The organism is Mucilaginibacter calamicampi (assembly GCF_042676765.1).
Taxonomy (GTDB): Bacteria; Bacteroidota; Bacteroidia; order Sphingobacteriales; family Sphingobacteriaceae; genus Mucilaginibacter; species Mucilaginibacter calamicampi.
The window spans coordinates 46,723-72,453 of record NZ_JBHTHU010000009.1 but is presented as its reverse complement, the minus strand read 5'-3'; the positions used below and the strand labels follow the sequence as shown (position 1 = coordinate 72,453).

15 protein-coding genes are annotated in these 25,731 nt (G+C 44.2%); 4 read left to right on the top strand and 11 right to left on the bottom strand.

Annotated elements, in window-relative coordinates; all coding sequences use genetic code 11:
- Positions 1-125 precede the first annotated feature (125 nt).
- On the top strand, positions 126-2,264 hold the full coding sequence (locus tag ACFQZS_RS12415; protein WP_377100669.1) for a hypothetical protein: 2,139 nt from the start codon (positions 126-128) through the stop codon (positions 2,262-2,264).
- Positions 2,265-2,271: 7 nt separating this feature from the next.
- On the opposite strand, the gene ACFQZS_RS12410 is transcribed toward ACFQZS_RS12415, so the two are convergent.
- The 9 genes from ACFQZS_RS12410 to ACFQZS_RS12370 form a co-directional block, all read right to left on the bottom strand.
- Entirely contained in the window at positions 2,272-2,454 is a 183-nt protein-coding gene (locus tag ACFQZS_RS12410; protein WP_377100668.1) for a hypothetical protein, read from the bottom strand.
- On the bottom strand, positions 2,451-3,602 hold the full coding sequence (locus ACFQZS_RS12405) for a PepSY-associated TM helix domain-containing protein (protein WP_377100666.1): 1,152 nt from the start codon (positions 3,600-3,602) through the stop codon (positions 2,451-2,453). Before ACFQZS_RS12405 ends, ACFQZS_RS12410 begins: the two co-directional genes overlap by 4 nt.
- A 64-nt stretch (positions 3,603-3,666) precedes the next feature.
- Complete coding sequence (locus tag ACFQZS_RS12400; RefSeq protein ID WP_377100664.1) at positions 3,667-6,150, bottom strand: TonB-dependent receptor domain-containing protein; 2,484 nt, start codon at positions 6,148-6,150, stop codon at positions 3,667-3,669.
- A 205-nt stretch (positions 6,151-6,355) separates the two neighbouring features.
- Positions 6,356-6,808 carry a rhodanese-like domain-containing protein gene (locus ACFQZS_RS12395; RefSeq protein ID WP_377100662.1) on the bottom strand — a complete coding sequence of 151 codons (453 nt, stop codon included), beginning with the start codon at positions 6,806-6,808 and terminating at the stop codon, positions 6,356-6,358.
- A gap of 30 nt (positions 6,809-6,838) precedes the next feature.
- Positions 6,839-7,603 (bottom strand): SDR family NAD(P)-dependent oxidoreductase, encoded by a 765-nt coding sequence (locus ACFQZS_RS12390; RefSeq protein WP_377100660.1) that lies wholly within the window; start codon positions 7,601-7,603, stop codon positions 6,839-6,841.
- 170 nt (positions 7,604-7,773) lie between these two features.
- Positions 7,774-9,411: a UxaA family hydrolase gene (locus ACFQZS_RS12385; RefSeq protein ID WP_377100658.1), complete on the bottom strand. Its 1,638-nt coding sequence runs from the start codon at positions 9,409-9,411 to the stop codon at positions 7,774-7,776.
- Between the two features lie 8 nt (positions 9,412-9,419).
- Positions 9,420-10,718 carry an L-fucose:H+ symporter permease gene (gene fucP, locus ACFQZS_RS12380; protein WP_377100656.1) on the bottom strand — a complete coding sequence of 433 codons (1,299 nt, stop codon included), beginning with the start codon at positions 10,716-10,718 and terminating at the stop codon, positions 9,420-9,422.
- Between the two features lie 297 nt (positions 10,719-11,015).
- A complete protein-coding gene (locus ACFQZS_RS12375; protein ID WP_377100654.1) occupies positions 11,016-12,992 on the bottom strand; it encodes an alpha-ketoacid dehydrogenase subunit alpha/beta in 1,977 nt (658 codons plus the stop codon).
- Between the two features lie 133 nt (positions 12,993-13,125).
- Positions 13,126-14,511 (bottom strand): LutB/LldF family L-lactate oxidation iron-sulfur protein, encoded by a 1,386-nt coding sequence (locus ACFQZS_RS12370; RefSeq protein WP_377100652.1) that lies wholly within the window; start codon positions 14,509-14,511, stop codon positions 13,126-13,128.
- A 167-nt stretch (positions 14,512-14,678) separates the two neighbouring features.
- Between ACFQZS_RS12370 and ACFQZS_RS12365 the strand changes: the two genes are divergently transcribed.
- Genes ACFQZS_RS12365 through ACFQZS_RS12355 form a run of 3 tightly spaced genes read left to right on the top strand, consistent with a single transcriptional unit; the run spans position 14,679 to position 23,092 of the window.
- Positions 14,679-17,549, top strand: coding sequence for a carboxypeptidase-like regulatory domain-containing protein (locus tag ACFQZS_RS12365; RefSeq protein ID WP_377100650.1), 2,871 nt, complete (start codon positions 14,679-14,681; stop codon positions 17,547-17,549).
- Positions 17,550-17,551: 2 nt separating this feature from the next.
- Positions 17,552-20,320 carry a carboxypeptidase-like regulatory domain-containing protein gene (locus tag ACFQZS_RS12360; protein WP_377100648.1) on the top strand — a complete coding sequence of 923 codons (2,769 nt, stop codon included), beginning with the start codon at positions 17,552-17,554 and terminating at the stop codon, positions 20,318-20,320.
- 3 nt (positions 20,321-20,323) lie between these two features.
- Positions 20,324-23,092: a hypothetical protein gene (locus ACFQZS_RS12355; protein ID WP_377100646.1), complete on the top strand. Its 2,769-nt coding sequence runs from the start codon at positions 20,324-20,326 to the stop codon at positions 23,090-23,092.
- A 41-nt stretch (positions 23,093-23,133) separates the two neighbouring features.
- Here ACFQZS_RS12355 and ACFQZS_RS12350 read toward each other — a convergent pair whose 3' ends face one another.
- Both ACFQZS_RS12350 and tatC read right to left on the bottom strand, forming a co-directional pair.
- Positions 23,134-24,702 carry a M28 family peptidase gene (locus ACFQZS_RS12350; RefSeq protein WP_377100644.1) on the bottom strand — a complete coding sequence of 523 codons (1,569 nt, stop codon included), beginning with the start codon at positions 24,700-24,702 and terminating at the stop codon, positions 23,134-23,136.
- A gap of 100 nt (positions 24,703-24,802) precedes the next feature.
- Positions 24,803-25,666 carry a twin-arginine translocase subunit TatC gene (tatC, locus tag ACFQZS_RS12345; protein WP_377100643.1) on the bottom strand — a complete coding sequence of 288 codons (864 nt, stop codon included), beginning with the start codon at positions 25,664-25,666 and terminating at the stop codon, positions 24,803-24,805.
- Positions 25,667-25,731 lie beyond the last annotated feature (65 nt).

The window sequence follows — 25,731 nt, the reverse complement described above, 5'->3', positions numbered from 1 at the left end:
TTCAAATTATAATCAATAATAACATTAAACTGATAAACAACAATGGCTGATAAAAGATTGTTATTATTGCATACTATACTGCCACGGCGGCCGATTAACAAAATTATCCCCAATAACAATACTGCATGAGAGTAATTTATGCATGTGTACTGCTGACTACCTTATTAGGGTTTGGTACAACCTGTTTAGGGCAAAAAATAAACCGGCAGGCGCTGGTAAAAAGGCATAATGTAACCATGACCAATATGGACACCCTTGGCGCGCTAACGGTGGGCAATGGTAAATTTGCCTTTACGGTTGATGCTACCGGTTTACAGTCTTTCCCGGAATATTATGCTAACGGTGTTCCGCTGGGTACCGAGTCTGAATGGGGCTGGCACAGTTTTCCTAACGCAGCAGGATATAATTTCGATAGTACGCTCACGAATTTTAATTTTAACAATAAACCGGGTTTATACGCCACGCAGGTAGCATCGCCGGAGAGGATCAAAAAAGCGGTTGATTATTTCAGGCAAAACCCACACCGTTTGCAACTGGGTAACATAGGGCTTACTATCATAAAAAAAGACCAAACGACAGCCTTACCCAAGGATATTCAGCAAATCCACCAGGAACTTAATTTATGGACGGGCGAAATAAACAGTTCATTTACCGTAGAGGGCGAGGCGGTAAATGTGATCACCTATTCTGATTTTAATAAAGATGGCATCGCGGTAAAAATAACATCCGAACTATTAAAAGAGAACCGCATCGCTGTTCGTATCAGGTTCCCCTACCCAACAAACGAGTTTAAAGATGTTGGGGTTAATTATCAGCAACCAGACGCCCACCAAACAACTATGGTGAAACTGGGCTCGTCGGGCGCAGTGTTTTCGCGTGTTTTGGATGACTATCATTACTGCCTTAATACAACCTGGACCGGCAACGCCAACATTGCTTCAAATGCCGCGCATGACTATAGTATCGCTCCGGCTGACACCAATGTTTTTGAATTCTCGGCAGAATTTTCATCGCCGGTTCCATTGTTTAAGCCGGGTAGTTTCGATCAGGTAAAAAACAGCAGCCTAACAGGCTGGAAAAAATTCTGGAGCACAGGCGCGGCGGTGGATCTTTCCGGCAGCAAAGATCCCAGGGCGAAAGAGCTGGAAAGGCGGATTGTGCTTTCGCAATACCTTACCCGTGTGCAATGCGCCGGTAGTTTCCCGCCGCAGGAAACAGGTTTAACATTTAACAGCTGGTTTGGTAAGCCCCATATGGAAATGTACTGGTGGCACGCCGCTCATTTTGCCCAATGGGGAAGAACGCCACTGTTGGAGAACAGCATGCAATGGTATTTTACCGCGTTTGACGGGGCCGAGGCGATAGCAAAGCGCCAGGGTTTTGAAGGCGTAAGATGGCAAAAAATGACCGACAATAACGGCGGCGAAACGGCTTCGTCCATTGGCTCATTTTTGATATGGCAGCAACCACACGTTATCTATCTTTCCGAGTTAATTTATAGAGATAAACCATCAGCGGCTACGCTTCAAAAGTATAAAAAGCTCATTTTTGCTACTGCTGATTTTATGGCGTCGTTTGCGCATTATGATTCTGTTACGCACAGATACAATTTGGGTAAAGGCATTATCCCTGCACAGGAATCCTTTGATCCGGCAGAGACATTTAACTCCCCCTACGAATTGGCCTACTGGAGATGGGCCCTGCAAACCGCGCAAAACTGGCGCAAAAGGTTAGGTATGCCTGCCGACAAAAAATGGCAGGATGTAATTGATAAACTGGCCCCAATGGCACAGGAAAGCGGCCTATACAAGGCTGCCGAAAGTGCAGTTGACTCATACTCCCCCAACAGTAAATATCTTAATGATCATCCGGCGGTTTTGGCGGCGTTAAGTACATTGCCCGCTACCGGTTATGTTGATGTTGCTACCATGAAACGCACTTATGCCAAAATTAAACAGGTATGGCACTGGGACAAAACATGGGGATGGGATTTTCCCATGATTGCCATGACTGCTACCCGGTTAAAACAACCGGAGGAGGCGTTGGAAGCTTTATTTAAGGATGTTACCACCAACACTTACCTGGTTAACGGTCATAATTACCAGGATAAGCGCCTTACTATTTACCTGCCTGGTAATGGCAGCCTGCTATCCGCCATCGCATTGATGTGCGCCGGATATGATGGCAACACCGAAAAGAACCCGGGTTTCCCCAAAAACGGGCAATGGGTTTTGCGCTGGGAAGGGCTGAAAAAATTGCCGTAACGTTTAGTTACTTTTTAGACACTACTTTATACTTATTTAAAAAGTAGGCTATAACCACCAACGGAACGCTAAGCGTTATCCACGATAATACATCCCAAATATCATCGCCGGTAAGTGCAGAAAGCAGCCCGGCCGCGCTTATTACGGCAATTACTATAGGCGCAAGCCAAATACGAAAAAAAGTACTCATGCTGTTACAGTTAAAGTGTAAGTGGCTTCCATTCTGGCTAACTGCTCCCGGCTTGATTTGCTTCGGGCAAACCAAAGGTACAGACCGCTGCCTAATACCACAATGGTAGCAATATCAAAAATGGCCCAGATTATCTTTAAAGGCATGCCCCCGTAGTCGCCAAAATGCAGGGGTTGAGATATGAAATAGGCGTTTACAAAAAATGGCATATCGCGCATATCTGTTAGCGCACCTGTTTTAGCATCAATAAGAGCAGGTTTAAGCAAGCGTTTGGTAAGCGGCGTGGTTCCCTTTACAAACACGGCGTAGTGATGCTTGCTTGAGTACATAGTACCGGGATAGGCCACAAAATAGGGCTGCATTGTAGGCACTTTTTGCTGAACAATATTTACGGCCTCGTCAAGCGAGCTTAGATTTCCGCTAAGTGGTTTTGCATTTTTGTAAGGCGCGGTCATTTCAGTAAGCTGGCCTTGCTGCCAGGCATAAAGCATAACATCTGCAAGTGCATTAATAACGCCTGTTAAACCTACAACGGTAGCCCAGGTAAGTGTAACAACACCCAGCATGTTATGCATGTCCAGCCATTTAATGCGTTTTGATTTTTCGGTGCGGATCATGCCAAAATCAAATTTCTTCATGATTGGGCCATAGAGCATAACACCTGAGATGATAGCTATTATGAACAAAATGCCCATAAAGGCCATTAAAAACTTGCCGGGTATGCCTGCAAACAGATCAACATGCAGGTGCAGCATAACATACATAAAACCTTCATCCGGCTTAGGCGTCTCCTCAATTTTGCCGCTGTAGGAGTTTATTACAACATACTTGTCTGTTTGGTACGGCGATGATGGCGAATCGCCAACTGTAACATTTACAAGGCCGGGGTGCTCATCGTCCCATACTACTAATTTGGCAACCTTGCCCGGAAAATGCTGAACGGCGGCAGCTAACATCGCGTCAAGCGGTACAGGTTTGGCATTTTCGGTATGAGCGATCTCTTTTTTGGTCTCGCTCATCGCTTCTATTTCTTCGTGAAATATCAGTGGCAAACCGGTAAGGCAGAGCAATAATAAAAATGCAGTGCATATAAGGCTGGTCCATTTATGCCACCAAAACCATCTTTTAACGCTTTTAATAGTTGCCATATTCTATTTACAAAGTATGCCTGCTGCAATAACTTGCAGCAGGCATTGATAAATGACTTGTTTACTAAAATTTGTAAGAAGCGCTTAATACAAACTGACGCAGTCTTTGTGGGTTAATTGTAGTATAACCTGTATAGTATTGCGTGTTGGTTAAATTATTAACAGCTAAACCAAAACGGTATTTTGTTCTGTCAAAAAACACGTTTGCGTTATACACATAATATTCCGGCAATTGGAATGTGCCTTCGCTGATGCTGTTTACAGCGTAAGTTTTACTTCCGTAATTACCGCCCAGGCCAAAACCTAAGCCCTTAACAGCTGTTTCAGACAAACGATAGCTTAAGTAAAAGTTAGCCAGGTAAGGTGAACCCGCAGTAACCGGACGACGACCTGCTACGTTAGGATCTGTACTGTTAGTGATCTTTGAATCGTTATAGGCAAAACCCGCAACTATGTTAAAGCCCGAAAATGGCGCCGCAACGATATCAGCTTCAAATCCTTTACTTACTTGCGTACCATCCTGCTCTTGCGCGAAGATAGCCGAACCCGGCACATTGCGCATGGTGTTGGTTAGGCTGATGTGGTAATAGCTGATAGTTGAATTTAGTTTGCCATTAAATAAAGCCGTTTTAACACCACCTTCTATTTGTTTCGCGTTTTGGATTTTAGGCGTTATAGACTGGCCTGTTGTGTTTACATATACATCCGGGTTAACAAAACCATTCTGGAAGTTAGCAAACAATGATACGGCATCTTTAACCGGCTGGTAAATTAACCCAAATTTTGGAGCAACTGCTGTTTGGCTGAAAGGCTTATTAACCTGCACCCTGTCGAAATTGTATGTTCCCTTATTTTCAAAACGGTCAACACGTACACCAACAGAAGCGATCAAACGATCTGTAATGTTAACCACATCTGATAAATAGGCACTGTAAGTATTCTTTTTGTAATAATAAGTAAAGGCATTTGCCGCGCTTGCAGGGTTGGCTGCATAATAGGCATCAACAATGTTTTTATTCAAAGCAGCGTAGTCAAAGTTCTTATCGTTAATACGAACAACATCATATGTACCGCTAAGGAATACCTGGTTTGAATTAATGTATTGGTAATCCAAGCCAAATACAGCACGATGCCTTAAAGATCCCGTTTTAAAATCTCCGTTGAAATTTTGCTGCACTTCAACAGCTGCAAACTTGCTGTTTCTGGTTGTTTGATCGCCGCGTACAATATAATCATGACCGGTAGGGGTTGCCGGTAATGTTGGGTTAAATAACTGCGCGGTGGCGTCATTAACCAGGTAATAAAATGGGTTAGCACCATCTGAGAAACTATTTGATGATGAGAAAACAGTTTGTGATATAAACTTATCGGATATCTTGTAGTTAGCCTGAGCAAAATAATTAGTGCTACGGCTATACATAGTAATATCATCATTTACATAAGCTTGTTTGTAATCAATACCCAGGTCTTTCACTTCTGTAACTCCTTTAGGCCCCATATCTTTTGGCGAGTTGTAGAAAAAGAAGAAAGGTTTTGCAGCGGCATGACCGTAATAAAGTTCTGCCTCTAAAAGGAACGATAACCTGTCACTTGCCTTTATTGAAAGGCTGGGTGCAAAAGCAAACGTACGGGTTTTGCCATAGTTGCGGAAACTGCCCTCGTAGTTATAGGCAGAGTTTATGCGTAATAAAACGTTTTTGCTGGTAGTAAGCGGGGTATTAAGGTCAAGCGTGGTGCGGCTCAGATCATAGCTTCCAACAGAATGGCCTACTTCCGCGCCAAATACATCATACGGTTTTTTGGTAACGCGATTGATCAACCCCCCAAATGAGGTTAACGTGCTACCAAACAAAGTGCCTGACGGGCCTTTTATAACTTCAATTTTCTCCAGATTTACCGCATCAATTGTATTTGTTACTAAACCGGCTATACCATTACGCACGGTAGCTTGCGTAACAAAGCCGCGTTGCGTAAAGATCCCCCCTCCATCGCCTGCGCGACTGGTAGCATCCCAAAGTTTCTGTATGCCAGGGGCATTTCTTAATGCATCATCCAAACTAAATATCTGCTGCTCTTTTATTAAACCGCCGGTAATGGTGGTGTAGCTTTGCGAATTCTCTAATGCAGCTAATGGAATTTTAGCGGCATCATTACTTATGCGGCTGGTAAAACGGTTAGCGCTGTTAGCAATTACGTTAACCTCGGTTAACTGCGACTGGCTGGCTTTAACGGTAATTTGAGCAACATCAGTACTTTGAGCGGCGTTTATAGTTACAGGTATCTCCACACGCTCAACACCAACGTAAGAAATAACCAATTTATACGTACCGGCGGGAGCCCTGAACGAGAACTCGCCCTGCTCGTTAGTGGTGCTGCCATGCGTAGTACCTTCTAAACCGATTGATACATAAGCAGCAGGCTCGTTTTTAGCGGTAACCACTTTACCGCGAACGGTGCCACGGATATTTTGCGCCAAGCCCGCAACTGATGATGTGAGCAACAACACCAGCGCCATTATTTTAATTGTAACAGGGAAATGTTTAAGCATGTTTATTAAATTTATTAAGACTAATTATAAATAATGCCGCAAATGTATTCTTTATTTTTAAAGTGACAAATGATTTTTTTAAAAGAGCTGCGTCGGTATACTACAATTCATCCCTAACACTGTAAAAATTATACAGGATGGCGTGTGCTCCGCTAAGAGCCGATTAATTTTAGTCCGCTAAAATTTTTTGAAGAGAATGCTTTTTTTATTCCTTTTCCAGGGGATATCCGGCAGATGTCCAGTTGTTGCGCAGGTTAACGTATAGGTTAAGCACTTTAACATTGGTATAGCCCAAATCTTTTAACAACTTATAGGCCGGGCGTATGTTGGGGCATTTGCCAAAGGGGCAGCAGCCGCAGTATACCACAATTTCTGTGTTCTTCGCGTGTGCTTTTAGCGCGGTTTTTAATTTCTCAAGATTGGCAGATTCGTTTATCGAGCCGATATGAATAGCGCCCTTTATATCTTCTACAGTACCTGTGTTGAATATTACAGGCGCTTTATTTGATTTAATAACGTAGTTAAGCTCTCCGGGTTCCATCAATTCTGTTGGGCTCCATGGCGTGGCGGTGGCGGGCATTGACATGCTGGCTGATACCTGCGCGTTGGCCATCAGGGCCATAAATAACAACAAAAGAGTGGCGGACAGATTTTTCATACATCAAATATAGGTAATACAGCGCTGTTATTAACTTATAAGTGTGGTAAATCCTCCGTCAACAGGATAATCGGCTCCTGTTATAAAAGCGGCTTCATCGCTGCACAGATACAGGGCAAGCGTAGCAATTTCGCCGGGGGTAGCCATTCTGCCTATGGGCTGCGCCTTTGAAAGCTTTTCAAACATTTCGTCTATATTATCGGGATAGTTTTTCTGCAAAAAGCCATCAACAAAGGGTGTATGCACGCGCGCGGGCGATATGGAATTACAACGAATGTTCTCGCCAATATAATCTTTTGCCACGCTCATGGTCATTGAGCGGATAGCGCCTTTAGCAGTACTGTAAACAAACCTGTCAGATATTCCCACTAAAGCCGCTACTGACGACATATTAAGGATGACGCCCCCACCGCTTGCCCTTAATTTAGGTATTGCAGCAAAAAGGCAATTGTACGCGCCTTTTACAATCACATTCATCACCTTGTCAAAATCTGCTTCGGGGGTTGTATCGGCCTTACCTATGTGGGCTATGCCCGCGTTATTGATGAGGATATCTATAGGGCCTATCTTTTCAAATACGTTTAAAACAGACTGATGGCTGGATACATCGCAAACATGTGTGGTTGCCTGCCCGTTATTCTGCCTTATCTCTGCCACAACAGCGTTAGCCTGATGCTCATTAAGATCAACAATATGAACGTCGGCACCATGCGCGGCAAGTAACAAAGCAATTGATTCGCCTATGCCGCTGCCTCCTCCTGTTATTACTGCCTTTTTATTTTGTAATGAAAACATGTTATACTTTTATGATCATGAATACATTGTCATTGCGAGGTACGAAGCAATCGCGAACTTTACAGGCGGACTTTTCTTCGTGCGATTGCTTCGTACCTCGCAATGACAAAAATTTGGTGAGCCCGCCCGCCATGGTTCGACGGGCTCACCATGACAGCCCCTTTTATCTTTTACAAACTTACTCCCCGTTTCCACGGAATAAAATCATCCTGGTTTAGCTGCACGGCTTTGGGTACCTGCCTGCCGCTGGCCGCTTCAATGCAATACTCCAAAATGTCTTCGCCCATTTGCTCAATTGTTTTTTCGCCGCGTATTATAGCGCCTGTATCAATATCAATTATATCCGCCATCCGCTTAGCTAAAGTAGAGTTGGTTGCTACTTTTATAGTAGGGCAAACAGGGTTACCGGTAGGCGTACCCAGGCCGGTGGTAAATAAAATAAGCGTTGCGCCCGATGCTGCCTTACCTGTGGTAGCTTCCACATCGTTACCCGGTGTACAAACCAAACTCAGGCCCGGCTTAGTAACCGGCTCGGTATAATTTAAAACATCAACAACCGGCGAACGGCCGGCTTTAAGCGCCGCCCCTGCTGATTTAATGGCATCAGTTATCAGGCCATCTTTAATATTGCCCGGCGAAGGGTTCATAAAAAAGCCCGAGCCATCGCGGTGCGCCATGGCATCGTAATCGGTCATTAATTTGATAAATTTTTCTGCCGTTGGGCGATCTACTGATCTGTCAATCATTTCCTGCTCAACCCCACACAATTCAGGGAACTCGGCCAGCAGCACTTTGCCGCCTAAGCCTACCAGCAGATCGGCGCAGTAACCTACCGCCGGGTTGGCAGAAATACCGCTAAAGCCATCACTGCCGCCGCATTTAACACCTAAGGTTAGTTTATCTAACGAAGCGGGCGCGCGTTCTATTTTATTGATCTCTATAAGTCCTTTAAACGTGTGGCGAATAGCCTGTTTAATCAAATCTTCTTCGCTTTGCGAGCTTTGTTGTTCAAACGTAAAGTAAGGTTTATTAAAGTTAGGATCTCTAAGCAACAGTTCCTGCTTAAACTCGTCCAATTGCAGGTGCTGGCAGCCTAAGCTAAGCACGGTTATCCCCGCAACATTAGGATGATTGGCATAGGCAGCCAACAATTTGCTCAATACTAATGAATCTTGCCGGGTACCGCCGCAACCGCCGGTATGATTTAAAAACTTTATACCATCTACATTTTTAAAAACGCGGTTGGCCTTATGCTCTGTTATTGGGTGCAGGCTGATGTTGCTAATGTCCTCGCCATTCGCAAAAGCCTGTACCAACTCATGCGTGTAAGAGCGGTATTTATCGGTAACACCATAACCCAGTTCGGCATATAATGCTTCCTTTATGGTATCAAGGTTGCGGTTCTCGCAAAAAACCGTCGGTATAAACAACCAATAATTCGCGGTGCCAACCGTACCATCAGGCCGGTGGTAGCCATTGAATGTGCGGCCCTTAAATTTACTTACATCGGGGGCTTCCCATTTATAATCAACCTCGCGGTAGAAAAAAGGCTCGGCGGCGTGTTTGGTATTATCCGTGCTCATGCGTGCACCTCGTTTCACATCATACTGTACTTTTCCAACCAGCACACCATACATAAAAAGTTCCTCACCGGCGCTCATGTCCCGCATAAAAAACTTATGCTTGGCAGGTATGGCTTCAACAAGCGTGTAAGTTTCGCCTTCAAAAGCTACCTGCTGGCCCGCTTGCAGATCCTGCAGGGCCACCAGCACATTGTCGGCTTTATTTATTTTTAGTACTAAATTCATTTCAACATTTATATTTTAGCTGCTATAGGGGCTTCTTTAACAACCGGCGCCCATTTTTTCCACCCGTAGAACATTATCACCACGAAACACAATATCGGTACTACATAACCAAAGCGGATCTGTCCGGTGGCATCAGATATATAACCAAGGCCCAAAGGTAATAAAGCGCCGCCTACTATTGACATTACAATTAACGATGAACCCAGTTTTGTATCCTTACCTAAACCGGCAATACCCATTGAAAATATGGTAGGAAACATAATCGACATAAAAAAGCACACACCTATCAAAGCGTAAATACCCAACATACCGCCGGCCAGCACTGCAACACTGGTTAGTATTGCGCACAACAGCGCGTAGAGTATTAATAAACGGTTGGGTGCTATATATCGCATAAAAACGGTGCCCGCAAAACGGCCCACCATAAAGGCCAAACCAGCTACCAACTGGTACCATTTTGCCTGGCTCTCAGGCATATCGGTGGAACCTGTTATATATCGTAAGAAAAAGCTAATAACACAAACCTGGGCACCCACGTAAAAAAACTGCGCTATAATGCCCCATGTAAGGTGACTGTGTTTAAGTGCATGACCGATGCTCGATCCCTCTAGCTCATCCTTATTTTCTTTTATATCGGGCAGTTTTGTAAATATAACTATGACAGCAATCAACAATATCACTATGCCTATTATCATGTATGGTGTTTTAACACTGTCTACCTGCGCATTTAAAAAAGTCTGTTGTTCCGCTACAGGCATGGTAGCCAATTTCGCGTCGATATCGGCACTGTCAGACATAATAAAAGTTACGCCAATGAATGGAGCTAAACTCGCTGCTAATCCGTTAAAAGATTGAGAGAAGTTAAGGCGCTGAACAGATGTCTCAGGCGGACCCAAAATGGTAACGTATGGATTAGCTGCCGTCTCTAAAAATGTAAGGCCGCAAGCAATTATAAACAGCGCACCCAGAAAGTATATATATTGGCGCGTATCGGCAGCCGGCAAAAACAGGAACGAGCCGATAGCGAATAAAACCAGACCTAAAATAATACCGCCTTTGTAACCAAATTTGCGCATAAAATATCCCGCAGGCAAAGCCATAGCAAAGTAGGCAGCATATACTGATGAGTCTATGAAAGCCGTTTCCAGATCGCTAAGCGTAAATGCTTTTTTAAGGTGAGGAATAAGTACAGGGTCGAGATTGTGTATAAAGCCCCACAGGAAGAACAAAGTGGTTACCATGATGAAAGGGAAAAGGTAACCTTTGGTTTGGGCAGATTGCTGTCCGGTTGTTGAATTTTGGTTCATATTTGGTTTTATGGTTTAGTACAAATTAAGGGTTTTGTATCGGTATTTTGATTAAGCTGCCGTACAGGGCGCAAGCAGGGCTAAGCCGAACAAAAGCAGGTTGCGGCCAGTAATAAATTGCTGGGGTTTTTGGCACTTAATTTTAGTATTATAACGTGGTTAACTTACAAAGTAATATTAAAAAACCATTTAAAAATTTAATATTATTATCTAAATAGTAAGGGATATTACCCTGTAGCGGGTGAGAATGTGCAGCTGAAAATTAAATTAGCTACGAGGCGGGAAAGATAGTAAGTATTAATAACCCATCAGCTGCCCCATCGCCTTTTCCAGTCGCGATTTGGCCAGGAATTGATTTTCAAGTCCCTTATCCATAGGCACAGGGGTATCTAAGCTGGCGCAGCGCATTACCGGGGCGTCTAAAACGCCAAAACAGGCTTCGGCTATGGTAGCGGCAAGTTCGGCCCCAAAACCGCCGGTATAAGTATCTTCGTGTAGTACCAGCGCGCGACCGGTTTTTTTAACACTGGCAATAACGGTATTTCTATCCCAGGGTTGCAGGCTGCGCAGGTCTATAAGTTCAATAGATTGGTCGGGGTGTTTAGCCATATATTCCAATGCCCAATGCACGGCGTAGCCGTAGGCTACAATGGTAGCATCGGTGCCTTCTTTTACAATACGCGCTTTGCCTATTTCAACGTAGGTTTCGCCATCGGGCACTTCGCCTGTAAGGTTGCGGTACAAAAACTTATGCTCAAAATACATTACCGGGTTGGGGTCTTCAATGGCTGCCATCAGCAAGCCTTTGGCATCATCAGGGAAAGCAGGGTAAACCACCTTAAGACCGGGTGTTTTTACAAACCAGGCCTCGTTACTTTGCGAGTGGAACGGCCCTCCCGATGTACCTGCCCCCGTTGGCATGCGTATAACAACATCAACATTCTGGCCCCAGCGGTAATGCGTTTTAGCCAGGTGATTAACTATTTGTGTAAAGCCACTGCTGGCAAAATCTGCAAACTGCATTTCAACAACTGCCTTGTAGCCGTTTAACCCCAAACCCATGGCAGCGCCAATAACGCCGGATTCGCAAAGAGGGGTGTTGCGTACCCTTGTTTTACCAAACTCATAAACCAGGCCTTCGGTAACTTTAAAAACCCCGCCATACTCCGCTATATCCTGCCCCATTAAAATAAGGTTATCATGCTTTTGCATGCCCTGCCTTAGCCCGGCAGTTATAGCATCAATATAGCGTATAACGGTTTTATTTTTGTTTGGAGTTATTTGGGGCAGTGCAGCCTCGCGGTATACATCTCTCAGTTCGGTAAAAACATTGGGCCTTATGTTTGGCTCGGCAAGTGTTTTCTCTATCAATGGCTCTAAGCGCGAGTTAAACTCATTACGCAGATAAGGCCCCCAGGTGCGCCGCATTACCTCCTGGCCGACCAGGTAATCCTCAAACGCTTGCACCGGATCCTTGTCTTGCCACTCACTTAAAAGTTGCTGCGGAACGTATTTTGTGCCCGAAGCCTCTTCATGCCCACGCATACGGAATGTCATACACTCCACCAGCGCGGGGCGTGGCCGCTTGCGTATGTTAGATGCTATTTCGCTTATGGTATAATAAATATCAAGTACATTATTACCGTCAATTTGCCTGCCCTCTATTCCATAACCCAGCGCCCGGTCGACCAAATTTTTGCAATTGTATTGCTGAGCAACAGGGGTTGATAAGGCATACCCATTGTTTTCAACCAAAAATATAACAGGCAAATTCCAAACCGAGGCAATGTTTAAAGCCTCGTGAAAGTCGCCTTCGCTGGTAGTGCCTTCGCCAACAAAAACAAGTGTGGCTTTTGCCTCCCTATTCAACACATCAGCCAGCGCTATACCGTTGGCCAATGTAGGCTGAGGCCCCAGATGCGATATCATGCCCAGGATCTTATGCTCCTGCGCTCCGAAATGGAATGAGCGGTCGCGTCCCTTTGTAAACCCCGAGGCTTTGCCTATCCATTGGGCCAATAAGCGCTCAAAGGGGACATTGCGGGTGGTAAAAACGCCCAGGTTGCGGTGCATGGGTAAAATATACTCATCGGTTTGCATGGCCATAGCCGCGCCAACCGCAATTGCCTCCTGCCCTATGCCGGAAAACCACTTGCCAATGCGCCCCTGGCGCAACAACACAAGCATTTTTTCTTCAATAACACGCGGAAATAACAGCTTTCGATAGATGTTGATCAGCGCGTTATCGTCAAGGTTCCTGCGGTCAAAAATCATTTAATTTATTTTATCGGGCTTGGGGGTACTAACAAACAGTGGGCCTGCCATGCATAGCATATTAATTGCACGTTAAGCACCGCAATATTATGAATTTTATTGAATAGGAATTGCTTTTTTTAAGTAAACGCCTTTACTTTAAGGGGTTATTCTTTTCTTCCCATTGTTTGGCAAAAGATCTTTCGGCAACATCAGGCAGTTCTTTGTAGTGCCCCCATGTTTTTTTGAAGAATGTTTTCAGGAAAAAGTTCTTCATTTTTCCGCCAAAAAAGTCTTCGGTTTTGCGGCTTAACATGCCCTTGGCCCACATTTTCCAGCCCCATTTTTCTTTACTGGTAACCAAGCCGCTGTTAACGGCATCGCGACGGTTTAACAATAGTATTTTATGGATATCAATTTTAACGGGGCATACCTCGGTGCACTTACCACACAAGCTTGACGCGTAACTTAAGTGCTTAAATTCCTTCATCCCCTGCAAATGCGGGGTAATAATAGATCCGATAGGCCCGCTGTAAGGGGTCTTGTAAGTATGGCCCCCTATATTTTTATAAACCGGGCAGGCGTTTAAACAGGCACCGCAGCGTATACAATAAAGCCCTTGGCGCTGATCTTTTTGTGCCAGCAGGTTGGTACGGCCGTTATCCAGCAAAATAACGTACATCTCATCCGGCCCATCGGTTTCATTGGGCTGGCGCGGACCACTTAGTATGGTATTATACACCGTTAAATTTTGCCCGGTGCCATGCCCTGCCAACATGGGCCAAAAAAGGTCAAGATCGGTTATGGAAGGAATGATCTTCTCAATACCCACAATGGCAATATGTATTTTAGGGAATGTAGTGGTTAAACGTGCGTTGCCCTCATTCTCGCTGATGGCTACGCTGCCGGTATCGGCAATTAAAAAGTTTCCGCCGGTTATACCTACATCGGCACGTAAATATTTTTCGCGCAGCAATTCACGCGCTTTAAGGGTTAGTTGTTCCGGCGTAGCATCGGGCGGAGTACCAAAACGCTCGTGAAACAGCTTTGCAATGTCCTCCTTAGACAAGTGCATTGCGGGGGTAACAATATGATATGGCCTTTGCCCTAACAATTGTACAATATATTCGCCCAGATCCGTCTCAATAGATTCTACATTGTTGCTCTCCAGAAACTCGTTCAAATGAATTTCTTCCGTCACCATTGATTTTGATTTTACAATGGTTTTGGCATCAACCCGCTTCAGGATATTTAAGATCTCCTTGTTAGCTTCGGCGGCATCATTGGCCCAGATAACCTTGCCGCCGCGTTTCTGAAAATTGGCTTCAAACTCCGGCAAAACCTTATCCAGGTTCTCCATCATTTTCCATTTTATTACATGGCCACGGCGCTTGGCATTGTCCATATTAATAATCCGCGAAAGTCCCCGCGCAACAGCCGTATCGTATTTCGCGATGTTATAATTAATTATACGCCTGTGATCTGTGTCAAAGGCCTTATTCTCAGCATCGGTCAAAAACTCCTCGGCAATGGTACTCATAGCGCTAAGTTAGGGTTTTTAAGGGCTATTTAGAAACGCACGGCTATGTAAGGTATTTTTTTACCCTCTTGACATTATGAATTGTGTTAGCTAAGTTTGGTATGACTAAACTCTTAGTCGATTACAAGCCTTACAGAACAAATTAGCATTAGTTACGCAATACCATAATGAGCAAGCATATAGGCCGGTATATTTTTGTATTTGTTTTAAGCGTGGCTTTTTTGTGCAAGGCTACTTATGGCCAGCAAGTTCTCCCCTCTAAACTTAAGACCTATACCGATGCCTTAACCGCCATTCGTGAGCTTAAACCTATTGAAAAACTATACCTGCAAACTGATAAGCCTTACTACAGCGAAGGCGATACTTTGCGCTTTAAAGGCTATTTGCTCAATGCCGATTATTTTACGCCTTCAGCCACCAGCGGTTTACTTTATGTTGAATTAGATAATGAGCTGGGTAAAAACGTAAAACGGATAATGGTGCCGGTTGAAAGCGGGCTTACATGGGGAGACATAGCCCTGGATAGCGCCGATATACCCAACGGCACTTACACCTTGCGCGCCTACACCAACTGGATGCGCAATTTTGACGAGGACTATATTTTTAAGAAAAACATTGTTGTATCAAAAACCGCAGGTAACCCCTTGTTGGTTAACGCCAATTTTAAACAAACGGGCAGTAAAGTGGAAGCCCAATTAGTATTCAGCCTGCTTGAGGGCAGCATACAGGCGTTTAAGGATGTTGATCTGAAAGTGGTTAGCGGCAAACGCAATCTATCAAAAGACAAAGTGGTTACCGGTGCCGACGGATCCGCAATAGTAAATTTTACCCCGCCCGAAGGAACGGCGGCGCTGAGCATACAGGCTACAACAGCCGGGAGCAGTTTGTTAAGTATTCCGGTAAACATCAATCGCAAAGAGAATACGGATGTGCAATTTATGCCCGAAGGCGGTGCTTTGGTGGCGGGTCTGGCCGCAAAAGTTGGCTTTAAGGCCGTTGGGGAGGATGGCAAGGGCGTTGCCGTAACAGGTAACGTGCTGGATAGCAAAGGGAATAAAGTGGCTGCCTTCGCTTCGGCGTATGCAGGTATGGGTAGTTTTACATTTACCCCCACGGCAGGCGAAGTGTATTCGGCTACAATTGATGGTATTGCCAAAACGTATATTTTACCCACTGTTAAACCGGGCGGTACATCCTTATTGGTAAACACAACAAATACCGACTCTTTGCAGCTACTGATTACAGCAACTGCAGACATAAAGGGCCCTTACTACTTAATTGCGCATGCAAGGGGGGTGGTGTGTTATGCGCAGAGCGTTTACAATTTCCCGGTAAATAAAAAAATAGCTAAAAGTCTGTTTCCCAGCGGCATTATTCGTTTTAGCTTGATTAGCCCGGCCAATCTGCCTGTTAACGAACGTATTGTATTTATCAATCATCACGATGAGTTGCGCGTTTCAGCAATTCCTCATCAAGCCTCGTATGGTATTCGTGATAGCATCGCGTTAGCCATAAAAGTAACTGATAAGTATGGCGCGCCAATAACGGGAAGTTTTTCTGTGGCGGTTACAGATAACGACCAGGTTAAACCTGATAGTTTGGGCAGCAATATCCTAACCAGCCTGTTGCTTACTTCTGATCTAAAAGGCAATATTGAAGATCCGGGCTACTATTTTACAGGTAATAACGTAGATAACCTGGACAACCTGATGCTTACACAGGGCTGGGTAGGTTACAATTGGGAAGAGGCGTTTCAACCTAAACTGCCCTTTGCCTTTAAGCCCGAAAAAGAGTTTGTTGTTGCAGGCAGGGTTACCAACGCCTTCGGGAAGCCGATAGAAAAATCTAATGTGCTGCTATTGAGCGGACACCCTGTTATTATTAGAGACACGCTGACGGATAACACGGGGCGCTTTGCTTTTAAAGGTTTGTTCCCGGTTGATACGGCAATTTTTAAACTACAGGCCAGGAATAAAAAAGGCAAAGAGTTTAACGTGGGGATTGAGATGGATCTGATAAAACTGCCCACTTTTGCGCCTGCTCAAATGATTAGTCCCTGGTATTTAAACTCAGACAGCATTGTGTTAAATAACTCGCGTACCAGAACGGCGGGGTCAAAAGCGCTGTCAGAATACAAAGGTGAAGGCACAGTGCTGAATGAAGCAAATATTAAGGCAAAAAAATCTGTAAAGGAATCAAAAAACCTAAACGGAGCAGGAGAAGCGGATGAAATAATTGATGAGGAAGAGTTGAAAAAGGCGGATAAAATGACGCTTGCCGAACTGTTGCAACAAAGGTTTCCGGGCTTTGGCGTAACAGCTTTTACACCACCCAGACGGGAATATCCTGAATCATTCCAAAGAGCACAAAACATAGCACGAGACCTTGCACTGATACCGGATCAAAGAGAGCGGGACTTAATAACCAGCCTTATCTTAAAAAACCAGCATAAACCCTGGAGGCAAAGCTACACCCTGCGCAACCAGGAAGTACACTTTATAATAGATGGGATAGATCTGGATAGATTTTATCCTGATGAAATGATGGAAAAGCCACTGGATACTAAGCGGTACAACTATATAAAAACCTACCTGGATTATTTTACAACCGAAGACATTACGGGTATTGAGCTTATGGTAAACCCTAAATACACCAACGCTTACAACTCAGCATTTGAGCTGGACAGGGAACGCATGGGGAGGTTTGGCGCATTTGCTTACTTTGAAATAACCACACGAGCAAAAAAAGGCCCATTTTTGGAGATTACGCCGGGCACCTATTTACATAAAACGCTTCCGTTTACCTTACCTAAACAATTTTATAGCCCAAAGTATACCGTAAAGAATAAAACGGCGGGATTGGGTACAGACCTGCGCTCTACCATTTTTTGGGAACCCAACATAATCACAGACAAAGAAGGTAAAGCCTCGCTATCTTTTTACAGTGCAGACAAGGCAGCAAATTATACAGTTATTGTTGAAGGGACAAACCTTGATGGGGCTTTGGGTTTTGGCAAACAACAGATCAAAATAAAATAGCAATGAACAGATCGGTTTTCTTTAGCGTTCTGTTTATGGCTATCGCCGGGCTGCATGGGCAACACACGTATGCGCAGCAGAGTCCCGGCGTTAAACTCCGAAGTTTGTCATCAGCATTGAATGATTTGCGCGAGAAAAAGCCTGTTGAGAAACTGTACCTGCAAACAGATAAGCCTTATTACAATGCAGGCGATACGTTGAGGTTTAAAGGCTATTTGCTCAATGCCGATTATTTTACGCCATCAACCAACAGCGGTTTACTTTATGTTGAATTAGATAATGAGCTGGGTAAAAACGTAAAACGGATAATGGTGCCGGTTGAAAACGGGCTTACATGGGGAGACATAGCCCTGGATAGCGCCGATGTACCCAACGGCACTTATACATTGCGCGCCTACACCAACTGGATGCGCAATTTTGGTAACGATTATATTTTTGAAAAAATAATTACCGTATTGCAGCCATCTAACAATCCGTTACTTGCAAAGGCCAATTTTATACAGGCAGGAAACAAAGTAGAGGGGCGGCTACAGTTCAGTTTTCTCGATGGCGGAACGTTCAGTTTCAAAGACCTTGAAATAAAGGTGATGCGCGGTAAACGCAACCTGTCAAAAAACAAAATAATCACCGGCCCTGATGGCGGCGTTGGTTTTAATTTCACTGTTCCCGAGGGCGAGGATGCATTACTAATTCGTGCAGCCACAGCCACCAACGGTGTGCTAAGTATACCCGTTACCGTTAACAGAAAAGAGAACACCGATCTTCAGTTTATGCCCGAGGGCGGGCACCTGGTAGCTGGCTTAAGTTGTAAAGTTGGTTTTAAAGCCATAGGGGAAGACGGGAAAGGCGTAGCGGTAAGCGGCAATATTGTTGACAGCAAGGGGAACCAGGTAATTAATTTCAAGTCGGCCCATGCTGGTATGGGGAGCATTTCATTTACACCCGCACCCGGCGAAAAGTACACAGCCATAATTGATGGTGTTAATAAGCCTTACGTTTTGCCTGCAGTTAAACCGGCAGGAACAACGCTGGCTGTAAAAAACGCGGGGGCAGATTCTTTGCAGTTTATTATCAACTCAACGCCCGGCATAAAACACCCTTTTTATCTTATAGCACACGCCAGAGGTGTGGTGTGCTATGCGCAAACTATCAGCTCGGTAAATGTAAAAGCATCAGTAGCCAAGCGTTTATTTCCAACAGGCATAGTGCGTTTCAGCTTACTTAATGATGCGGGTGAGCCGGTTAACGAACGGCTGGCTTTTATTGATCATCATGATGATTTGCACATCTCTGTAACCCCGCATTTGCCCGCTTATGGCATTCGTGATAGTATAGGGCTCAATATTACCGTAACTGATAAGGACAATAAGCCCGCTACAGGGAGTTTTTCTATAGCGGTTACAGATGCCGGGCAGGTAAAACCGGATAGTTTAGGCAGTAATATATTAAACAACATGCTGTTCACTTCAGATTTGAAGGGCATTGTAGAAGAGCCGGGGTACTATTTTGCAGGCAACAATGATACTGACCTGGATAATTTACTCCTAACCCAGGGTTGGGTGGGATATGACTGGAAGGAAGCCATTGCTCCCGCATCTTCTTTTGAATATCAGCCAGAAAAGGAATTTATAGTCAGCGGCACTGTGGTTAGCGCCTTTGGTAAACCGATAGAAAAATCCAGCATTTTTTTGGCATCTAATCGCCCGATAATAGTTAGAGATACCATTACAGGAAAAGATGGCCGCTTTGTCTTTAAGGGCCTTTTCCCGGTTGATACCGCTATTTTTAAACTGCAGGCCCGAAATAAAAACAATAGGGAGTTTAATGTAGCTATAAAAGTAGATGAAAATGTTGCACCGGCCTTTAATAAGGCGTTGCCTGTTAAACCCTGGTATGTTGATACGGATAGCATCCTGCTCAATAACTCGCGAAGCAAAGTAATTGAATCAATTGCTTTATCAGGCCTGGGGGGCAATATGCTTAAGGAGGTAAACATCCGATCAAAAAAAACGATAAAAGACTCTAAAAACCTGAACGGACCAGGGGAGGCTGACTATATTATTGATGAGGACGAGTTAAAGCAAAAACCTTCAAAAACAACCCTTGAAGAAATGCTGATTGAGAAGTTTCCTAATTTCAAGCCAATTGGGGGCTTATGGGGTGGACGTATATTAGGCGGGGGATTCTTTACCAGGCCGTTACCTTACCTTATAGGAACAAAAAAAATACGACTTATTTTTGACGGTATCCCGCTTGACCGCCTGCATCCAACCCCGGAGCTTGGCGGTAAAGATCGCTACAATATTATTAGATCCGTCTTAAACTATTTTACAGCGGAGGATGTAAGTGGTATTGAAATAATGGAAAGCACTAAATACCTTAATGCTTACCATGGCAGCATAGAAGGGGGTAGTTATGAGTATTTGAATATTTCTGCAGACAGTTACGTTTACATAGAAATTACTACCCGTACCAAGCAAGGCCCCTGGATGAAAGTTACGCCCGGAACGTATCTGCACAGACCTGTGCCATTTACCCTCCCTAAACAATTTTATAGCCCAAAATACACTGCAAAAACCAAAACAACTGCTATTGGTACTGATCTGCGCTCTACTATTTTCTGGGAGCCTAATGTTATTACGGATAAGGACGGTAAAGCCAAGCTATCTTTTTACAGTGCAGACAAGGCGGCAAATTATACAGTTATTGTTGAAGGGGCAAATCTTGATGGGGCTTTGGGTTTTGGCAAACAACAGATCAAAATAAAATAGGTTATGAAACGGTTAGCTTTAAGTGTTTTAGTTTGGGCAGTACTGTCAGGCTGCCTCGCTCCGAACTGCTCTGCGCAGATTATCGCCGGCAAGATTAAAAACTTTTCTACCGCGTTAAATAACATCCGCCAACTTAAGCCAATTGAAAAGCTACACTTACAAACTGATAAGCCTTATTACAGTACCGGCGACACACTGCGCTTTAAAGCGTACCTGCTTAATGCAGATTATCTGACACCCGCGCTTCAGAGCGGCTTGCTTTACGTAGAACTGGATAACGCCCAGGGCATAAGCACCAAGCGTATTATGGTACCGGTAGCCAACGGCCTGGCATGGGGAGACATAGCCCTGGATAGCGCTGAGGTGCCCCACGGTAGTTATAGTTTGCGCGCCTACACTAACTGGATGCGCAATTTTGGCGACGACTATATCTTTAAAAAAACCCTTACCATAGCAAAAAGCGCAAATAACCCACTACTGGTAAAGGCAAACTTTAAACAGGTTGGCAATAAGGTAGAAGTCGAACTCCTGTTTACAGCGCTTGACGGTAGTATCCAGGCTTTTAAAGACGTGGAACTGAAGATAATGAATGGCAGGAAGAACTTGTCAAAAGACAAGGTTATGACAAGTGCCGACGGCTCTGTTAAAGCGAATTTTACTATGCCTGAGGGAACAGGAGCTTTAAGTATTCAGGCCACAACTGCGGGTAGCGGCGTACTAACCATCCCGGTTAGCATAAACCGTAAAGAAAATACGGATTTGCAGTTTATGCCCGAGGGGGGGCAATTAGTGGCGGGCCTTACCGCAAAAGTTGGTTTCAAGGCCATTGGCGAGGACGGCAAGGGTGTTGCTGTAAAAGGTAATATACTGGATAGCAAAGGGAATAAAGTGGCCACTTTTTCTTCGGCTTACGCGGGCATGGGTAATTTTACTTTTACTCCGGCCGCCGGCGAAACTTATTTGACCAAGGTTGATGGTATTGCAAAAACCTATCCATTACCATCTGTAAAACCCGGCGGAACAGCTTTGTCGGTTACGCAAACCGAAGGTGATTCCCTGCAGATCCAACTTTTGTGCACGCCCAACGCAAACGCCAGCTATACTATTGTTGGGCAGGCTAAGGGTGTGCTATGCTTCGCTAAAACAGTCAATCTAAACGGAGCCAGCCGTTTCAAGGTAGCCAAAGCGCTTTTTCCCAGCGGTATTACAAGGTTTACACTACTACAGGGTTATCAGCCCATTAATGAGCGTATTGTTTTTATTAATCAACATGATGGGCTGAAAGTTTCTGTTAAACCTCATAAGCTTTCCTATAACCTGCGCGACAGCGTTACTTTAGACATAACGGTAAAAGATAATGACGGCGAACCGGTGGAGGGGAATTTCTCTTTAGCAGTAACAGACAACAGCCAGATAAAACAGGACAGTCTTGGAAGTAATATACTCAACCGCTTTTTGCTTACTTCTGACCTTAAAGGAGACATTGAGGATCCCGCCTACTATTTTATGCCGAACAAAGAGGTCGATTTGGATAATTTAATGCTTACCCAGGGTTGGATAGGTTACGACTGGAAGGAGGTGTTTCATACCATGCTACCTTACGCGTTTAAACCCGAAAAAGAGTTTGTTGTTACAGGCAAGGTAAGTACCGCTTTTGGTAAACCTATTGAAAATTCAAACGTGGTATTGTTTGCTAATAACCCGCCCGCCATAAAAGACACTTTGACAGATAACACCGGGCAATTTATTTTTAAAGGTTTGTTCCCGGTTGATACAGTGGCTGTTTTTAAATTACAGGCACGAAACAAAAGAGGCAAAGAAATGAATGTAAAGATAGATATGGATGAGTTACATCCACCTGTATTTGCTCCGCTGCCGTTAATTGCACCATGGTATTTTAATGCAGATAGTACGCTGCTTAACAACACCAGAACAAAAATAGCCGAAGAAAATGCCTTATCGGCATTTAAGGGCGAGGGTAATGTGCTTAAGATGGTTAACATCAAATCAAAAAAAGTTATAAAAGGATCAAAAAACCTCAACGGACCAGGCGAAGCGGATTTTTTTATAGATGAAGAAGAGTTAAAAAAAATGCCGTCAAAAAAATCACTGGGAGACATGCTTAGCGAGAAATTTCCCTCTTTTATTGCTCAGGGCGGTTTTTGGCATTGGCGGTCTATGGTTGGTGGAGAGGGTTCAGATCCGCTATCGTATGTTTGGAACGGAAAAAAGGTGCGCTTTGTGTTTGATGGAATTGATCTGGACTTCTTTTTTACTCCAATGGCAAACGTTGTAGACCCCAGGTATCATAATATCAAGCCTATATTGGACTATTTTACTGCAGAAGACATTTCGGGAATTGAGATTATGCAACAGACAAAATACACCAGCGAATATCACGCTTCGCTGGGGTTAAATAAAAACAACACCATGACAGCCGACAGTTATGTTTTTATAGAAATAACAACGCGTGCCAAACAAGGCCCTTTTATGAAAGTAACGCCGGGCACCGCCCTATATAAGGCCATTCCCTACACGTTGGCTAAGCAATTTTACAGTCCTAAATACAATGTTTCCAATAAAGGCACCGCGTTAGGTACCGACCTGCGCTCTACCATTTTTTGGGAGCCAAATGTTATTACAGATGAGAATGGCAAAGCCACTGTATCTTTTTACAGCGCTGACAAGGCCGCCAATTATACGGTAATAGTTGAAGGTACAGATATGGACGGCGGTTTAGGTTTTGGCAAACAACAAATAACTGTTAAATAAGAAAGCCACCCTTTGCAAGGTGGCTTATGGTTGATTATTGCTTATCTATTGCTCTTACTGTCAACTACCGGTCGCTTATCGGCATTGGACAGCTCCCATGCTGTAAAATAAACCAGTTGGGCGCGTTTGGCTAATAAAGGGAAGTTGATCTTACTTACGTCGTCGCCAAGCCCATGGTAATCTTTATGCACCCCATTAAAATAGAATATAATAGGTACGTTATGCTTGGCAAAGTTATAGTGATCTGAACGGTAGTAGAATCTGTTAGGATCGTTCGGGTCATCATACTTATAGTCTAAGTTTAGTTTGGTGTAAGTGTTGTTAGCTTTCTCGCCTGCTTTGTGGAGATCAGAACTCAACATAGACGAGCCAATTACATAGACGGTATTGGCAGAATCGGGCTTGCCAATGTACTCTTCGCCCACACGGCCAATCATATCAATATTCAAATCGGCAATAGTATTGGCCATAGGCACAACGGGATGCTCTGAATAATATTCAGAACCCAGCAGTCCTTTTTCCTCGCCCACATTACCCAAAAACAAAATGCTTCTGCGCGGGCCCTTGCCTGCCTTTTTAGCCTGCGAAAAAGCCCTTGCTATCTCAAGCATAGCGGTGGTGCCAGAACCGTCATCGTCAGCTCCATTGTTTATACGGTCGCCCTTTGTACCCTCGGGCAACATGCCTATGTGGTCATAATGCGCCGATACTACCAAATATTCGTTCTTAAGTTTCGGATCACGGCCCGGCAGCACCCCTACTACGTCAACCGCTTTTACCGGTGTTTCTACACCTGCGAATGTGGTAGCAAAATCAGCCTTTATAGTTTGCGTTTGTGGCGTGCCGTTGGCATCAATTTCTTGCTTAAGCTGAGCTATGGTTTTGCCTGCAGGTTTAAGCAGATCATTAGCTATAGCAGGGGTTATAGTATAAACCGGGGCGGTAATAACGTTACTTTTAAGTGTCATTCTTGCCCCTGCAGCGCGTCTAACAGCAGCACCGGCCGGGTTTACCGCCAAAATTACAGCAGGCTTTTTACTTTGAATAAATTGAATACGACGGCTACGGTCTGTGCTCCAGTTAGAGGTTTTATCAGTACCGGTAACTTTAAATATTCCGTTGCTTACGGGCTCGCCGGTGTTAATGTACAGCACCACCTTGCCTGCTATGTCCGTGTTTTTCAAATCATCATAGGTGTCAGCGCCAATGCCATATCCAATAAATACAATATCTGTTGCGGCTACCGTTTTGGTACCGGTGCTTCCCGTTGCCGAAAAATCTGTGCCTATGGTATATGCTTTACCGTTAATGGTTAACGCGTTTACTGTAAAGGAGGGTTCCACTATTTCAACATCCAGAAAATAAGAGCCATTTACGGGAGCTTTTAATCCTAAAGCTTTAAATTCATCGGCTATGTATTTCGCGGCTTTTGCCGCGCCGGGTTTACCTGTTTCGCGGCCTTCAAACTCGTCAGACGCAATGATGGTAAGATGTTTCCTGGCTAATTCGGCACTTACAATTTTTGAATATTTTACGGCCGCTGCATTTTGCTGCGCGCACGCTACGGTAGTTAATCCGGCAAAGGCCAGTATTATGAGTGTTTTTTTCATAAGATCAGTTAATTAACGCTAAGGTAGATTTTTTGTTATAAAAAAGAAACAGCGATGGGTTTGATGACCGATCGCTGTTGCTTTGATAATGTATTTTATATTAAGAGCTCATTACCTCTTCATTTTTCTTATCTCTACGCTTTCCGACACCCGCCGCCACCCATATGCCTACCTCATAAAGAAACAGTAAAGGTACCGCTACTACGCTCATGGTCATCATATCGGGTGTAGGGGTTATAATAGCCGCTATTATTAAAATAATAAGTATGGCATAACGCCTTGTACGGCGCATTAAGCCCGCGTTCAATACGCCTAAACTGGCCAGCAGGTAAATCAATATAGGCAGCTCAAATACCAACCCCGAACCGAGTGTAAGCGTGGTTACTGTTGACATGTAGGATGAGGTATCGATCATTGTTTGAATGGTATCACTTACATCAAAACCTACTAAAAACTGAACAGATAAAGGTGTAATGACAAAATAACCGAATAAAACTCCTAAAAAAAACAAGCTTGAGGCATAAAAAACAAAACCCGAAGCAGCTTTCTTTTCTTTCTCGTGCAGAGCCGGACTAATAAATTTCCATACCTCATACAAAAAATACGGAATGCCCAATACCATACCGGCGGTTAAGCAGGCATTCATCATTAAATTGAACTGGCCCGCCATTTGGGTGTTTATCAGTTTAGTTGTACTACCCTGAAAGCACCATCCATCAAGATGGAGCGCGGTGCCCACTTTACACATTACGCCATAGGTCCAAAAATCCTTGTGCCATGGACCTAAAATGACGGTGTCTATCAGAAAATGTTGAAAATAAAAAGCCAGTAAGGTAAATATAACTATGGCTATGGCGGCCCGTATTAAATGCCAGCGCAAGGCCTCCAGGTGTTCGAAAAATGACATTTCGGACTCCAGGCTCTTGCCTTTATCTTTTATAGCACTAAATAGTTTGTTGGCCATTATTATCTGTCAATATTACGCATAAACGTTATACTGCTGTTTGTAGTTTTATTTTGTACGGTAAT